Origin of the sequence: Halomonas sp. 3D7M, from assembly GCF_014897885.1 — a bacterium.
In the GTDB taxonomy this organism is placed as follows: Bacteria; Pseudomonadota; Gammaproteobacteria; order Pseudomonadales; family Halomonadaceae; genus Vreelandella.
Genome location: NZ_JABUZF010000160.1, coordinates 1 through 13,580, shown reverse-complemented (window position 1 = coordinate 13,580; position 13,580 = coordinate 1). Strand labels below are relative to the sequence as shown.

The 13,580-nt window shown below is 52.2% G+C and carries 13 protein-coding genes; 5 read left to right on the top strand and 8 right to left on the bottom strand.

Annotated features, from left to right (window positions below; all coding sequences use genetic code 11):
* Positions 1-169 precede the first annotated feature (169 nt).
* The 3 genes from INT22_RS07735 to INT22_RS07725 all read right to left on the bottom strand — a co-directional run bounded on the left by INT22_RS07735 (position 170) and on the right by INT22_RS07725 (position 2,536).
* Positions 170-1,018 carry a glutathione S-transferase N-terminal domain-containing protein gene (locus tag INT22_RS07735; RefSeq protein ID WP_193067994.1) on the bottom strand — a complete coding sequence of 283 codons (849 nt, stop codon included), beginning with the start codon at positions 1,016-1,018 and terminating at the stop codon, positions 170-172.
* A gap of 92 nt (positions 1,019-1,110) precedes the next feature.
* Positions 1,111-1,602 carry an ureidoglycolate lyase gene (locus INT22_RS07730; RefSeq protein WP_089039711.1) on the bottom strand — a complete coding sequence of 164 codons (492 nt, stop codon included), beginning with the start codon at positions 1,600-1,602 and terminating at the stop codon, positions 1,111-1,113.
* Positions 1,603-1,714: 112 nt separating this feature from the next.
* The gene (locus tag INT22_RS07725) at positions 1,715-2,536 is read right to left on the bottom strand and encodes a bifunctional allantoicase/(S)-ureidoglycine aminohydrolase (protein WP_193061824.1); all 822 of its coding nucleotides are present in this window, start codon (positions 2,534-2,536) and stop codon (positions 1,715-1,717) included.
* A gap of 281 nt (positions 2,537-2,817) precedes the next feature.
* Here INT22_RS07725 and INT22_RS07720 point away from each other — a divergent pair, with 281 nt between their 5' ends.
* Positions 2,818-4,266, top strand: a complete 1,449-nt coding sequence (locus INT22_RS07720) for a YfcC family protein (protein WP_193067993.1) — start codon at positions 2,818-2,820, stop codon at positions 4,264-4,266.
* Between the two features lie 103 nt (positions 4,267-4,369).
* Here the strand turns inward: INT22_RS07720 and INT22_RS07715 are convergent, their stop codons facing one another.
* Together INT22_RS07715 and puuE are read right to left on the bottom strand one after the other, a co-directional pair.
* Positions 4,370-5,245 carry a MurR/RpiR family transcriptional regulator gene (locus INT22_RS07715; RefSeq protein ID WP_193067992.1) on the bottom strand — a complete coding sequence of 292 codons (876 nt, stop codon included), beginning with the start codon at positions 5,243-5,245 and terminating at the stop codon, positions 4,370-4,372.
* A 22-nt stretch (positions 5,246-5,267) separates the two neighbouring features.
* Complete coding sequence (puuE, locus tag INT22_RS07710) at positions 5,268-6,212, bottom strand: allantoinase PuuE (protein WP_089039715.1); 945 nt, start codon at positions 6,210-6,212, stop codon at positions 5,268-5,270.
* 309 nt (positions 6,213-6,521) lie between these two features.
* On the opposite strand from puuE, the gene INT22_RS07705 reads away from it, so the two are divergent.
* The 3 genes from INT22_RS07705 (at position 6,522) to INT22_RS07695 (ending at position 10,400) form a co-directional block, all read left to right on the top strand.
* Positions 6,522-7,277: an aspartate/glutamate racemase family protein gene (locus INT22_RS07705; RefSeq protein WP_095604049.1), complete on the top strand. Its 756-nt coding sequence runs from the start codon at positions 6,522-6,524 to the stop codon at positions 7,275-7,277.
* A gap of 218 nt (positions 7,278-7,495) precedes the next feature.
* Positions 7,496-8,866 carry an NCS1 family transporter gene (locus INT22_RS07700; RefSeq protein ID WP_193067991.1) on the top strand — a complete coding sequence of 457 codons (1,371 nt, stop codon included), beginning with the start codon at positions 7,496-7,498 and terminating at the stop codon, positions 8,864-8,866.
* A gap of 67 nt (positions 8,867-8,933) precedes the next feature.
* Positions 8,934-10,400 (top strand): NCS1 family nucleobase:cation symporter-1, encoded by a 1,467-nt coding sequence (locus tag INT22_RS07695; protein WP_193067990.1) that lies wholly within the window; start codon positions 8,934-8,936, stop codon positions 10,398-10,400.
* 95 nt (positions 10,401-10,495) lie between these two features.
* On the opposite strand, the gene INT22_RS07690 is transcribed toward INT22_RS07695, so the two are convergent.
* From INT22_RS07690 to uraH, 3 genes are all read right to left on the bottom strand, one after another.
* Positions 10,496-11,212 (bottom strand): GntR family transcriptional regulator, encoded by a 717-nt coding sequence (locus tag INT22_RS07690; RefSeq protein WP_089039719.1) that lies wholly within the window; start codon positions 11,210-11,212, stop codon positions 10,496-10,498.
* A 14-nt stretch (positions 11,213-11,226) separates the two neighbouring features.
* A complete protein-coding gene (locus INT22_RS07685) occupies positions 11,227-12,426 on the bottom strand; it encodes a urate hydroxylase PuuD (RefSeq protein WP_193067989.1) in 1,200 nt (399 codons plus the stop codon).
* A gap of 82 nt (positions 12,427-12,508) precedes the next feature.
* Positions 12,509-12,862 (bottom strand): hydroxyisourate hydrolase, encoded by a 354-nt coding sequence (uraH, locus tag INT22_RS07680; protein ID WP_095604053.1) that lies wholly within the window; start codon positions 12,860-12,862, stop codon positions 12,509-12,511.
* 164 nt (positions 12,863-13,026) lie between these two features.
* Between uraH and uraD the strand changes: the two genes are divergently transcribed.
* On the top strand, positions 13,027-13,569 hold the full coding sequence (gene uraD, locus INT22_RS07675; RefSeq protein WP_038477902.1) for a 2-oxo-4-hydroxy-4-carboxy-5-ureidoimidazoline decarboxylase: 543 nt from the start codon (positions 13,027-13,029) through the stop codon (positions 13,567-13,569).
* The last annotated feature ends 11 nt before the right edge of the window (positions 13,570-13,580 follow it).

Below are 13,580 nucleotides of genomic sequence, written 5' to 3'. Positions count from 1 at the left end.
CGGTCGCTGGCGGGGCCCAGGGTGGCGACAATTTTAGTACGACGGATCGAAGAGAAGTGCAGTGCGTTCATAATTTTCCTAATTATTAATAGAATGAGAATAAAAACTTAATAAGCGTTCATCAGCGTGGGGACGACTACCTCTGGCGCGTCACCATTTTACAGGGCAACTACTGTGTCAACGCCTGCTGGATGAACAGCTCGCAATGCTGTCGTGCAGGACGGTTTTGCAGCCCCGCCCAGTAATGTTCGAATTCAGGACGGCGTGGAAGAGTTCCAAACTGCATTCCCCATCCAATGTGGGAACCGACATAAACATCGGCGGCGCTAAAAGCATCACCAGCGATGTAGCGGCGTCCATTGACGGCCGCAGCCAGAGCCTCAATCACCGTCGCAAAGTCGCCAGAACCTAGCCGCATCCGCTGCTCTGCATTAGGTTGGAAGCCCAAGCTATTAAGCGAGGCAGCGGCTTCTAGCGGCCCAGCAGCGAAGAATAACCAGCGATAATAGTCACCTCTTGCTGAAAGCGGCGGTGCCAAACCCGCCTCGGGGAAGGCATCGGCAAGATAAGCACAGATAGCGGCAGCCTCCGTGACCACTCGCTCACCGTGGCGAATAGCTGGTACCTTGCCCATCGGGTTGATGGCTAAATAGTCTGGCGAATGCATTGTGGAGCCGTACTCCAGGACCACTAAGCGATAAGGCACACCAAGCTCTTCAAGCATCCAGTGCACAATGCCTCCCCGCGAAAGGGGATGCGTATAGAAAACCAGTTCGTCAGACCGTTCGGCGGCTGGCTCGCAAAGCGTTGGGGGAGGTAATTGAGCGCTAGACGGGAGCACATAGCCTTGGCCTGGTTCACTAACAATCTCGACCCCAACGGCTCTAAGCACAGCAATATCTTTGTAGAGAACACTCAGCGGTATACCTAGCGCTTCAGCCAGATCCGCACCGCTGACTGGATCGTCGTAGTGACGCAGCATTTTGAGTAGTTTTGGCAAACGGTGGGCTTGTGACATGCTGGTCTCCTACGCGCAATGTGCGCTCTATTTTTCTCGTTCAGTCAAAAGCTAACCTGAGCAAGATGACAACCGTAGGCTGTTAGCGCAAGTTATTCGCCTAGAGTAACGGTAATATCAAGCGAATACTCATCGCAGTTATTGCCATCACCTCCCCTATCTACCACTAAAAACTCGCCCTCACGCTCAAGCACCGACTGAATAGCATGCCAAGTGCCTGCCCGATAATTGACGCCCTGACGGCCATCAGTAACGAACGCGCGTACATCTGCAGCGTTAATGGTGTCACCAGGAGGGGCTACCACCACAATAAAGCGCTCTTGATGCAGAGGCATAAAGGCTTGGCTACCCTGAGGGTGGCGCTCTAAAAAGGTTAATTCCAACGGTAACGTAATCGGCTGGCTGACAAAGATATTAATCAGCGCATGGGCGTTGTCGCCTAATGTCTCAACGCTCGCCAGATCATGATGGCGCTGGGTACGACCAGCATTAATGGGAAACGACGCCGACGTGCGGGCATCGATCACATCGCCGAAAGGCGCAAACGCCTCGGCTGTTAGCGGTTCGGCTATCAATTTAATCATTATAAAATCCTAAAATAGGCTGCTTCTCCGGATAACAACACAGCGAAGCAGCCAACGCCGGAACTTATATACCAGAACTTATATACCAGAACTTAACCGCCTGAGCTCAATGCTAGAGCTTGAGTGCGGCGTGGCGGTTGACGTCTTTGTACAGTAAGTAGCGGAATGGCCCTGGGCCGCCGGCGTAACACGCTTGAGGGCAGAATGCGCGAAGCCACATAAAGTCGCCAGCCTCTACCTCAACCCACTGCTGGTTAAGGTGATACACCGCCTTCCCTTCCAACACATAAAGCCCATGCTCCATCACGTGAGTTTCATCAAAAGGAATCACGCCACCTGGCTGAAAAGTCACGATATTGACGTGCATGTCGTGGCGCACATCAGCAGGATCGACAAAGCGCGTGGTTGCCCAGCGACCTTCGGTTCCCGGCATTTCGAGGGGAGCAATATCTTGCTCATTGGTGACAAAAGCCTTCGGTACGTCTAGCCCCTCCACAAACTGATACGCTTTACGCACCCAGTGAAAACGTACGGGCGCAGATGACTCATTGCGCACTTGCCAGTGGCTACCTGGGGGAAGAAACGCATAGCCACCGGGGCGCATGGTGTGACGCTCACCCGCCAGAGTAAGCGTTAACTCACCTTCCACAATGAACAGTACGCCTTCGGCCTGGGGGTCTAGCTCCGGCTTTTCACTGCCGCCCTCAGGCTGTACTTCCATAATGTATTGAGAGAACGTTTCAGCAAAGCCTGAAAGCGGACGCGCCAGCACCCATAACCGAGTGCCTTCCCAGAAAGGCAAGTTGCTGGTGACGATATCGCGCATCACGCCTTTGGGAATCAACGCATACGCTTCTGTGAACACGGCACGGTCAGCGGTTAGCTGTGTTTGTGGCGGATGCCCCCCCGTAGGGGCGTAGTAGTTAGCTGGCATTTTGGAACCTATATGACTTAGTGAAGACACAATACTCTCATATTGTATACAAGATTAATGAGCCACAATAAAGCGATTTAACGAAATACTTGTGAAACAATTCTCCCAAGAGTAAATTATTTAGCAACTTTCGTTTCATAACTCTAAAACTATACGGATATGCCCATATACAGCAACTTTGGTCGACCTGCTCGTTGCTTCCACAGACCATGTCGTTGCTCCAGGTAAGTATTAATAACAATAGCCGTCATGTATGGCGGTCTTATAACGCGAGGCATAACATGTCCCAACGCCCCCCCTCTTCGTCTTCCTCTGATAGCCCAGCGGCTAAAAAAAGCTGGTGTCGGATCCCTGATATTTACGTGGTTCTGTTCATTTTTATCGGCTTAGCAGCAATAGCGACGCATTTCGTGCCTGCCGGGCAGTTCGAGCGTGTTCCTGGACCGAACGGACGTATCACTATTGACCCGACCTCTTATGAACAGATCGCCTCCTCACCGATTGGAATCATCGACTTTATGCTGGCGATTCCGAATGGCTTGATGAGTGCCGGTGAAGTCGTCTTTTTCACCTTCATGATTGGCGGTATGTTCATGGTGCTAAGGCGCACCGGTATTATTGAAATAGGCGTTGATAAGCTGACGCGTCGCTTTGCACGACAGAGCTTACTCACTATCCCCGTATTAATGACGGTATTTGCACTGATCGCGACGGTTATCGGTACCCAGGAGTTGGCGCTGGTCTATGTGCCAGTTATCTTGCCGCTAATGATTGCCTTACGTTTCGATTCAGTCACTGCAGCGGCAGTGGCACTTTGTGCCACCACCGTCGGTTTCACGACAGGGGTACTCAACCCCATCAATACCGGCCTCGGGCAGCAACTCTCAGATCTTCCTCTCTACTCAGGCTATGGCTTGCGCGTCATGGCGTTTGTGGTGATGTTAGCCGCGGCCATTTTCTTCGTTATGCGTTACGCCCGCATGGTGCACCAGACTCCCTCGCTTAGCCTGCTGAGCAGTGACACTAGCGAATCCGAAAAACGTACGCTATACCAGCATGCTGACAATAGCCCTGCGTTAATCGCCACCGCTCGCCAGAAACTGGCTGCCGTTGCCACCTTCGCCTTCTTCGCGGTACTCGTCTATGGCGTGCTGCAGCAAGGCTGGTTCATGATGGAGATGGCAGGCCTGTTTATCATCATGGGGATTGTAGTGGGCCTAATCGCAGGCCTCGATACCGACGAAATATGCGCAGGCTTCAATCAGGGCTTCCGCGATGTATTAGTTGGGGCCATGATCGCTGGCGTCGCGCGGGGTGTTGCGGTGATGCTGGAAGATGGCCAAATCATGGACACGCTGGTATTTGGGCTTGGCAACCTCGTCGGAGGCCTGCCCACCCTGCTCTCAGCGATTGGCATGTTCTTCGCCCAGCTAGGCTTCAATTTCATTGTCCCCTCCGGTAGCGGTCAGGCGCTGGTCACCATGCCGCTGATGGCACCGCTCTCCGATATCATCGGCGTTACCCGCCAAACGGCAGTGCTGGCGTTTCAGCTGGGTGACGGTATCGGTAATATCCTGTACCCAACCTCGGGCTACTTTATGGCGACCCTGGCGCTGGCGGGTGTGCCGTGGCAAAAGTGGGTCAAATTCTTCTTCCCACTTTTTTGCGTCTGGATAGTGATTGCCCTGGGCTTTCTTATTTTCGCTCAGGCAACGCAGTGGACAGGTTAGCGCACGGCAGAGATGGGGTTGTAAGTGAGCATTTTGATCGGACTCGCGCACGAGGCTATTTTTAACGCCATATTGTCGAGCGCAGACAGTTTTCGTGCAAAGCCTACTGGGCGCTCCAATCCACGCTCATGGTAGGCGCTTCCAACTCACTAAGCTCAGCGTAAACATCGCTGATCGCGCTGATGCGCTCTCGCCCTTCTGCAAGGCGACGGTGCAACACGCCGTTAGCGATCAGGCAGATCAGGCTATTGGCAGCGGCGTAGCTATCGAAAGCGGAGAGACTTTCCAGCGGCGCTTCAAAAAACCACGTTACCTGTGAGGCAAAATTGATCGCGGTGGGGTCAGCCAGTAAGGCCACCTTGGCAGGTGTTCGCTCAAGTGCATCAATTAGCGAAGCAAATGCCGCTGGGCGGCGGCGAAAACCAAACAGCACCACCACGTCTTGCTCGGTAAGATCGACAATCTCTTCCGCTAACGACTGATTTGGGTGAGGAACCACCCGCACCTGGGTACGCGCTTGAATCAACTGCTGGCGGAAATGCAGCGCTAGCGGGTAGCTGTTACGAAAGCCGATCACGACCACATGACGCGCGCTATCCAACCGCTCTACCAGTGCCGCAAATTGATCCGCCGCAATGCCGTTTAAGCAGCGCTGTAGATTATCCTGCTCCCGCTGCAAATGGCGCTGAAACGGTGCCCCGGCCTCTTCCTGCATGGCGTTGGGGTCGATCACCAAAGGCACGCCCAAGTTACGTAGCTGGCGGGCGTGGTCTTTAACGGTGCGGTAGCTCTCAAACCCCAGCCGCTTGAATAGGCGGCTAACCGTCGATTTGGACACCCCAGTCAAACGCGCCAAATCAGCGGCGCTATACACCGCCAGATCATCAAAGTGATCGAGGATAAAACTCGCCACCCGCTGCTCCTGGGCAGTTAGCGCGTCAAACTGGGCGGTAATCCGCTGTCCGATATGCGGCGTCATAGCATCCTATTAAGCTGCTTAATTAACGAGTTGCAGGGTGATGTTCCGCCCAGTGACGAGCGATATCAACCCGCCGGGCCACCCAAACACGGTCGTGGCTTTCGATGTAATCCAAGAAGCGCTGTAGGGCGCGGAAACGTCCAGGGCGCCCTAATAAGCGACAGTGCATGCCCACCGAGAGCATTTTGGGCGCCTCCTCTCCTTCTGCGTAAAGTACATCAAAGGCATCGCGCAGGTAGGTAAAGAAGTGATCCGCAGTGTTGAAACCTTGCGGCGCGGCAAAGCGCATATCATTGCTGTCCAGCGTGTAGGGCACAATCAGGTGGTTGTGGTCACTTCCCTGACTATCGGTCACCTGCGTCCAGAAAGGCAAGTCGTCGCCGTAGTAGTCGCTATCATAAAGGAAACCGCCTTCATCTAGCACTAAGCGCCGGGTGTTGGGGCTATCGCGCCCGGTGTACCAGCCTTGTGGCTTCTCACCGTAAAGACGCTGGAAAATCTCCATGGCTTTCTGCAAGTGCTCTCGCTCAACGTGCTCGGGCACTTCCTGATAGTGAATCCAGCGGTAGCCGTGACAGGCAATCTCGTGACCTAACTCTTTAAATGCCTGGGCGACATCAGGGTTACGCTCCAGCGCCATGGCAACGCCAAACACAGTGAGAGGCAAATCACGCTTTTCAAATTCACGCAGAATGCGCCACACCCCGGCGCGGGAGCCGTACTCGTAGATAGACTCCATGCTCAAGTGGCGATCCGGGTAAGCCGGTGCACCGATGATTTCCGACAGGAACTGTTCGGAGCCTGAGTCGCCGTGAAGGACGCAGTTCTCCCCGCCCTCTTCATAATTAAGCACAAACTGAACAGCAATTTTCGCCTTGCCTGGCCAATTAGCATGAGGGGGGGTGCGACCATATCCCACCAGGTCGCGAGAGTAAGCATTCGATGGTCGATTAGATGAATGAGGCATTCAACGGCTCCTTTTATACGATTGTAGATAGCTGGTTGCAGAGCATTTTATTGAAATTAAAGATCTACAATACAGAAAATAATTGTATACAAAATAGCGACTTTATAGAACAACCGCAATCCAACAACCGCTTAATTAGCTGAGATGGCTAGCATTTTAAAGTAGGCAAGTCGCTAACCTGTTGAAACTTGAACATTTGGTCAAGCGACGTCGGTACTTTAAGCGCATAAAAAGGCTTGCGATCCACGCAAAACCGCCCTATTTTCGTATACAAGATGCTCAATTTTGTCTACCAGCGAGCGATTCAACATGCATATACGCATTATCAATCCAAACACAACAGCCTCAATGACGGCTGCCATTCATCAAGCCGCCCAGCGGCAGGCAGCGGCATCGACAACGGTTACCGCCACCCAGCCTGATGCGGGACCGGTGTCCATCGAGAGTCATTTTGACGAGGCCATTAGCGCGGTAGGCGTTGCCGAAGAAGTTCTTAAAGGAGAACGTGAAGGCGGCATCGATGCTTACGTGGTGGCCTGCTTTGGCGATCCTGGTTTACTCGCAGCCCGAGAGTTAACCCGCGCGCCAGTCATCGGCATTGCGGAAGCCGCCTTTCATTTAGCCACGCTGGTCAGCACCCGCTTCTCGATTGTAACGACGTTAGGGCGTACCGGCATTATTGCAGAACACTTGCTTGAGCAGTATGGGTTCCGCCACCACTGTCGCCGCATACGCGCTGCAGAAATTCCGGTTCTCGATCTTGAACATCACCCTGATGCCGCCTTTACCCGCATTGTCGAAGAGTGCTGCCGCGCCCGCGATGAAGACGGCATTGGTGCCATCGTTTTAGGGTGCGGTGGGATGGCGAACTTAACTGAAGAAATCACCCGCGAGGTTGGCTTACCGGTGATAGAGGGCGTTAGCGCCGCATTAAAGCTTGCAGAATCGTTGGTTAGCCTAGGTCTCCACACCAGCAAACATGGCGACCTGGACTACCCGCGCCCGAAAGCATTTACCGGCAAGTTCTCTGCACTCTCCGACCTTCACCTCCCCTCACCAAGGTAAATATCACTAAAAAACACGTAGTAGCCATGACTTAAAAGATTGGCCTTAAAAGACGGCCTTAAAAGACGGCCTTAAAAACAGGTCTTAAAAACAGGTCTTAAAAACAATAACTTCAAAAATAACTGTATTCCCGTTAGCACGCCATGCCGCAAGCATCGCTTGGGCGCGTAATGCGCTCAGGCTGCCAATAACACCGATAATCTTGCGAGGACGGAAACATGAGCAACTCCAACCCTGCTCTTACGTCAGAAGAACCATCCGTTGCGAACACCGCAATAGCTGACAAAGCCATCGGCGCAGAAAGCCTAGCACCGCAAAGCACGCGAATCATGGGGCGAACGTCCTACTTTTTAGCCTGGTTTGGTGGATGCGTCTCAATTGGTACCTTTGCCATGGGCTCAAGCGTGGTGGGCACCTTAAACCTACTACAGGCAACACTCGCTATAGCGATTGGCTGCTTTGTGATCGGTATTGCGCTGGCAGTTAATGGCGCAGCTGGCTACAAATATGGCATTCCCTTTATGGTGCAAGCGCGTAGCGCCTTTGGCTTTAGTGGCACCCGCATTCCTGGCTTGGTAAGGGCTGTGCCAGCGGTGGTGTGGTACGGCTTTCAAAGCTGGATTGGTGCAGGCGCGCTAAATATGGTGTCTGCCACATTGTTCGGTTTCGATAATCTGATTTTCTACTTTATTACCTTCCAATTTTTGCAGATTGGGTTGTCAGTGCTGGGCTTTCAGGGGATTAAATGGCTTGAGAATATCGGCAGCGTCTTTATTTTGCTTTCGCTGATGTATATGTTCTACGCCACGGTGCAACGCTACGGCGATGAGCTGTCGGCCAGCATTTTGACCATGGAAGGCTCTTGGGGCTTGCCCTTCTGGAGCGCTACCATGCTGTTTCTGGGCATTTATAGCACCATGATGCTGAATGTTAGCGACTATTCACGAGAGCACAAGAAAGGCACCCGCCAAAGCTTATTAACAACGATCTATGCCATGTCTATTCTGCCCTGCACGCTGTTTATGGGCTTGATTGGCTACATGGTGTCAGAGGCGACAGGCACAGCAGATCCCATTCAGGTATTTGCTAACGCTGTAGACAACACGCCACTGCTAATGACCACGCTGCTATTCATCGCCTTTGCACAGGTAACCACGAACGTACTTAATAATGTGGTGCCCCCCACCTACGTATTAATGGACGTATTCAAACTTAAGTTTCCGGTCGCCACCGTTATTGTAGGCCTACTGGCATTTGCCACTTTCCCATGGAAACTTGTTCAGCCTGAGTCGGCGGCTGGTCTGCAGCTATTCGTACAAACGTACTCAGCGTTTCTTGGGCCTATATTTGCCATTCTCGTCGTCGATTACTACATCATCCGCCGCCGCACACTGGACATTAGTAAACTATACGACCCTTCTGGCCCCTATCAAGGCGTCAACAAAGCCGCCTTAATTGCCACGGTAGTCGGCATTGTGGCCGCGCTGACATTCTCTTCGATCTCATGGTACGCCAGCCTTATTCCTGCCGGGTTGAGCTATTACCTACTGATGAAGCATTGGCCTGCCTGCCAACGTTTTACCCAGTAACCATGATGCGTATTTGCCTGCTCACGGTGCGTAGCAGGCAATCGTTTCCGACAAGAGAGCGTTAACCATGAATAAGCAGCCGTCCAATAGTGATCTCGATATAAAGCAAATTGATCCCACTCTTTACAATCAAGACCTTGCGCCCTTAAAGCCCCAAGACCGTAACTGGGGCGCGTTTGAAATCTTCAACGTGTGGTCGAATGATATTCAAAGCCTGTTCGGCTACACCTTAGCGGCATCGCTGTTTCTGTCCTACGGCCTGAATGGCTGGGCAGTGATGGCAGCCATCATTCTTGCCGGTGTCATTGTCATGTTCCTGGTCAACCTAACCGGCAAACCAAGCGTCAAATACGGCATCCCTTTTCCTGTTATGGTTCGCGCCAGCATGGGAGTACGGGGGGCTAACCTGCCAGCGTTGTTACGCGCAATCGTTGGTATTTTTTGGTACGGCGTACAGACTTACTTTGCCTCAACGGCTGTGGCGCTGCTCATCACAGCCCTGTTTGGGGCCGGCAATGACAGCACTTTTCTGGGCCTTTCAGGGGTCGCTTGGCTGTCTTTCGTGATTGTCTGGTTATTTCAAATCGCCATTTTCTGGCAGGGTATTGAGCGCATCAAACACTTTCTAAACTGGGCAGGGCCGCTGGTTTATGTGGTGATGGTCGTACTGATGATCATTGTATGGTTCCAGGCCGGAAGTGAACTGCTACCCGCAGTGAGCACTATTTTTAGCGGTAGCGGCGAGCAAAGTGGCAGTAGTCTTGGGGCGTTTCTAGCCATTGTTGGCACCATGGTGGCCTACTTTGCAGCGGTAGTGATTAACTTTGGCGATTTCACGCGTTTTGTGAAAACCGAGCGCCAAATGAAACTTGGCAACTTGCTGGGCTTGCCACTAAACGTCGCCTTTTTCTCGTTTATTGCGCTAATCATTACGGCTGGCACATTGGTACTGTTTGGGGATGCGCTGACCAATCCCGCCGATATTGTTGAGCGTGTTGATTCACTACCATTGACTATTGTGGCTGCCCTCACCTTCTTCGCGGCCACCGTAGGCATCAACTTGGTCGCTAATTTTATTCCACCGGCTTACGACTTGGCCAACCTGTTTCCCAGCAAAATCAGTTTTAAAATGGGTGGCCTGATTACCGCAGTGATTGCCTTCTTTGTCGGTGCGCTATGGATTTCAGTGATCAGCCAAATCGGCGTACCCGGCTTCGTTAACGCCTTAGGTGCCATAGTAGCGCCGTTTTACGGCATCATTGTGGTGGATTACTACCTGATCAAACGCCAACACCTCAATATGCAAGAGCTATTCTCCTCAGCGCCCAGCAGCGCCTACTACTACGTTAATGGCTGGAATAGCCGCGCCTTGATTGCTTTCGGCGGTGCAGCGTTATTCTCGCTCTCTACGGTCATCGTGCCCGCGTTCGAAAGCCTTGGCGGCTATGGTTGGCTGATTGGCGCCGGGTTAGGTGGGCTGTTCTATTACGGTTTAATGCGCCAGTTTAAGGCCGTCCCAGCACCTGCGGTGTAAGCACTCACACAGCATTAAACTTCCTACCTCCACAAAAAAGCCCAGGCCTTTAGGCCTGGGCTTTTTCACTGCTTATATTTCACTACTTAACCTGCTTAACCACCAAAAATCTGCTGCAGGTCTGGCACATTCTCTTCTTCTTCAACCATCGAAAGTGATGCTTCAATCGCTTTGAGATGGCGGCTCATAAACGCTTTCGCACGCTCGCCATTGCCCGCTTCCAGATAGCCGATCAAATCATCGTGATCGTGGGATTCGCAGCCTAAGTGGCCTCGATGACCGTAAACCGCCAGAATCAACGACGAGCGTGAGCACAGACGCTCAACAAATTCCGCAAGCGTTGCGTTACCCGAAAGCTGGGCAAGGCGCACGTGAAAATCAGCAGACAGGCGGATAGCGATGCTCTGTTGGCCATTACGCAGCGCTTGACGCTCTTGACGAGCCATTTCCCGTAGTTCAGCGGCTTCTTTCTCTCCAATCCGCTTTGCTACATCAGGCATTAGCCCACACTCAATCATCTGGCGTGCGTCGAACACATCCTTGGCCTCTTCAGCGGTAGGCCGTGTTACGCTGGCTCCCCGACGTGGCGTGAGCGTCACCAACTGTTCTAATGCTAAGCGCTGCAAGATTTTACGAATACCGGTACGGCTGATACCAAAGACGTCTGACAAAGCGTCTTCGCGCAGCCGAGCACCCGGTTTTAGCCGCTGCTCTACAATGGCGTCGCTAACCGCGCGATAGATTGACTCGTGACGCTCCTCGCCTTCTTTTTCTACGGGTCTTTGCTTTAACGCCGCCTGCGCATCACTCATAGGGTCTCCTTTAATCACTCCTCCCACGCGGCAATAATATCGCGCTCTTCATCACTCATGTTGGTGATGTTGCCAAGTGGCATATATCGACTCGCGACAACTTGCTTAATTTGCGCTTGATGTCCTAGGATTTCATCCCAAGTATCAAACGCGTAGCCTGCAGGCGGCGCTGAAAAACCGGCATGCTCAGGGTTGCGAGCATGGCACTGACTACAATGCTGATCAATTAAACCTGAAATTTGGGCTTGGCTGGGCGCACCTGACGCGCTCGCATTACTAGCACTAGGGCTCGGTGCGGCTACCCAAAACGCTAATAGAATAAGCCCTATCCCTACGGCAGGATAGGCTGGCTGCGTTTTTCCTGCGTGCATTAATACAAAGAATTGCCTAATAAGGGCACCGGCAAAAATAAACAGTACCATGACCACCCAGGAAAGCTCATGGGAGTAGATGAAAGAGTAGTGATTACTCACCATCAACAGTACTACCGGCAACGTAAAGTAGGTGTTATGTACCGAACGCTGCTTGCCCCGTTTACCATCCAATGGATTAGGCGCTTCGCCTGCCTTCATGGCTTTCACCATGCGGCGCTGGCCGGGAATAATCCAAAAGAACACGTTGGCTGACATGGCGGTGGCCATCACAGCCCCGGTTAATAGGAAGGCAGCACGCCCTGTGAACATCTGGGTGCTTAAATAAGCGACCACTATCATCATCACCGCAACGGCAACGCTGAGAAGACCGTCATGGTCCATGTTAGGGCTTATGCGTTTACAGAGTTCGTTATAAACCACCCAACCGCCGAGCAAGAAGGCCAACGCCAGTAGATTGGCCTGCCAGCCTGTCATACTCGCCGCCCACGCCCAGTTGCTGTTGGGGTTAACTAGATAGAAGCCCGGGTTTGCCATATAGAGAATAACGAACAAGGCAAAACCCGATAGCCACGTCGTATAGGCTTTCCAGAACGACCAATGAAGATCATTCGGCAGCTTGGCAGGCGCAGTAGCATACTTTTGATTATGGTAGAAACCACCGCCATGCACGGCCCACATCTCTCCAAATACGCCTTTTTCACGATCTTCGGCTGCTTTCGGCGTTCTTAAGCCATTATCCAGCATGACAAAATAGATCGACTCACCGATCCAGGCGATGGCGGCTATAACGTGCAACCAACGTAATAATAAATTAGCAAAATCAATAATATATGCTTGCATAAACAAGTCCTAGCAGGTTTACCTGGTAACTCAGCGAGCGAACGTCAGGCTAGGCAAAAATCGGCGAAAAGATAGCCAAGCTCTAGCTACCGCGGTAGGTAGAGTAACTATAAGGGGATAGCAGTAACGGCACATGGTAGTGCTGGCTGGCATCTGCAACGCCAAAACGTAAAGGAATCACGTCCAAAAAGCGCGGCTCTTGAGAAGCGATGCCTTGGGCGCGCAAGTAGTCACCCGCGTGGAAAACCAGCTCGTACTCGCCTACTGTGAGGGCATCACCCTCCAAGATAGGCGCATCACAACGACCGTCGCTGTTGGTAATCACACTGCCCAAGTGTTCGCGCGTGGTCCCTGCTAGGCGGAACACGTCAATGGTAATCCCCTGGCCGGGCTGTCCTTTAGCGGTATCGAGTACGTGAGTCGTTAACCGTCCCATAGCAACTCCTTAATAATCACAGTTGTTGTTGACTGTTGTTGATAATAGTTGTTGGTAACTGCTGTTGATAGCAGTTGACCGACTTAACCTATCGGTCAAAGAGTACCGTTGATACCATTTATTGTATACAGTATTCCCATGATTAAACATACTGGAGAAATTTAGTGGCTACCTCAACATCACTTACCCTTTCGCCCGCTCCTAGTACATGCAGCTTAGAAAGCTTTACCCAACATTACGGCGATGTATATGAGCACTCTCCCTGGGTGGCGGAAGCAGCCTGGAAGGAAGGGTTAAGCAATGCGCATGACGCACCTGACGCGCTAGCTGACCTGATGGGACTTATGCTGCAGCGGGCAACACCTGAACAGCAAATCGCTGTTATTCAGGCCCACCCTGACTTAGCAGGCAAAGCGGCGATGTCGGGTGAGCTGACCCAAGACTCTACACGCGAGCAAGCAGGCGCTGGGCTAGATCAATGTACGCCTGAAGAGTTTGCCCGCTTCGAACAACTTAACGCTGCTTACAAAGAAAAATTTGGCTTCCCTTTCGTCATTGCGGTGAAGGGGCTTGATCGCCACGCCATTTTGGCGGCGTTTGAAGCACGCTTACACAATGGTTTAGCTGAAGAGCGTGAAACAGCAATTAAAGAGATTATTCGTATCGCCCGCTTCAGACTGAACGTACGGGCTGAACAGCCGTTGTAACGGACATATCA

Coding starts and splice junctions, on each gene's coding strand:
- INT22_RS07725 (WP_193061824.1), bottom strand. CDS start 2,536: ATGCCAGCTAACTACTACGCCCCTACGGGGGGGCATCCGCCACAAACA.
- INT22_RS07705 (WP_095604049.1), top strand. CDS start 6,522: ATGCATATACGCATTATCAATCCAAACACAACAGCCTCAATGACGGCT.
- INT22_RS07685 (WP_193067989.1), bottom strand. CDS start 12,426: ATGCAAGCATATATTATTGATTTTGCTAATTTATTATTACGTTGGTTG.
- INT22_RS07720 (WP_193067993.1), top strand. CDS start 2,818: ATGTCCCAACGCCCCCCCTCTTCGTCTTCCTCTGATAGCCCAGCGGCT.
- INT22_RS07700 (WP_193067991.1), top strand. CDS start 7,496: ATGAGCAACTCCAACCCTGCTCTTACGTCAGAAGAACCATCCGTTGCG.
- INT22_RS07695 (WP_193067990.1), top strand. CDS start 8,934: ATGAATAAGCAGCCGTCCAATAGTGATCTCGATATAAAGCAAATTGAT.
- INT22_RS07735 (WP_193067994.1), bottom strand. CDS start 1,018: ATGTCACAAGCCCACCGTTTGCCAAAACTACTCAAAATGCTGCGTCAC.
- INT22_RS07690 (WP_089039719.1), bottom strand. CDS start 11,212: ATGAGTGATGCGCAGGCGGCGTTAAAGCAAAGACCCGTAGAAAAAGAA.
- INT22_RS07730 (WP_089039711.1), bottom strand. CDS start 1,602: ATGATTAAATTGATAGCCGAACCGCTAACAGCCGAGGCGTTTGCGCCT.
- puuE (WP_089039715.1), bottom strand. CDS start 6,212: ATGCCTCATTCATCTAATCGACCATCGAATGCTTACTCTCGCGACCTG.
- uraH (WP_095604053.1), bottom strand. CDS start 12,862: ATGGGACGGTTAACGACTCACGTACTCGATACCGCTAAAGGACAGCCC.
- INT22_RS07715 (WP_193067992.1), bottom strand. CDS start 5,245: ATGACGCCGCATATCGGACAGCGGATTACCGCCCAGTTTGACGCGCTA.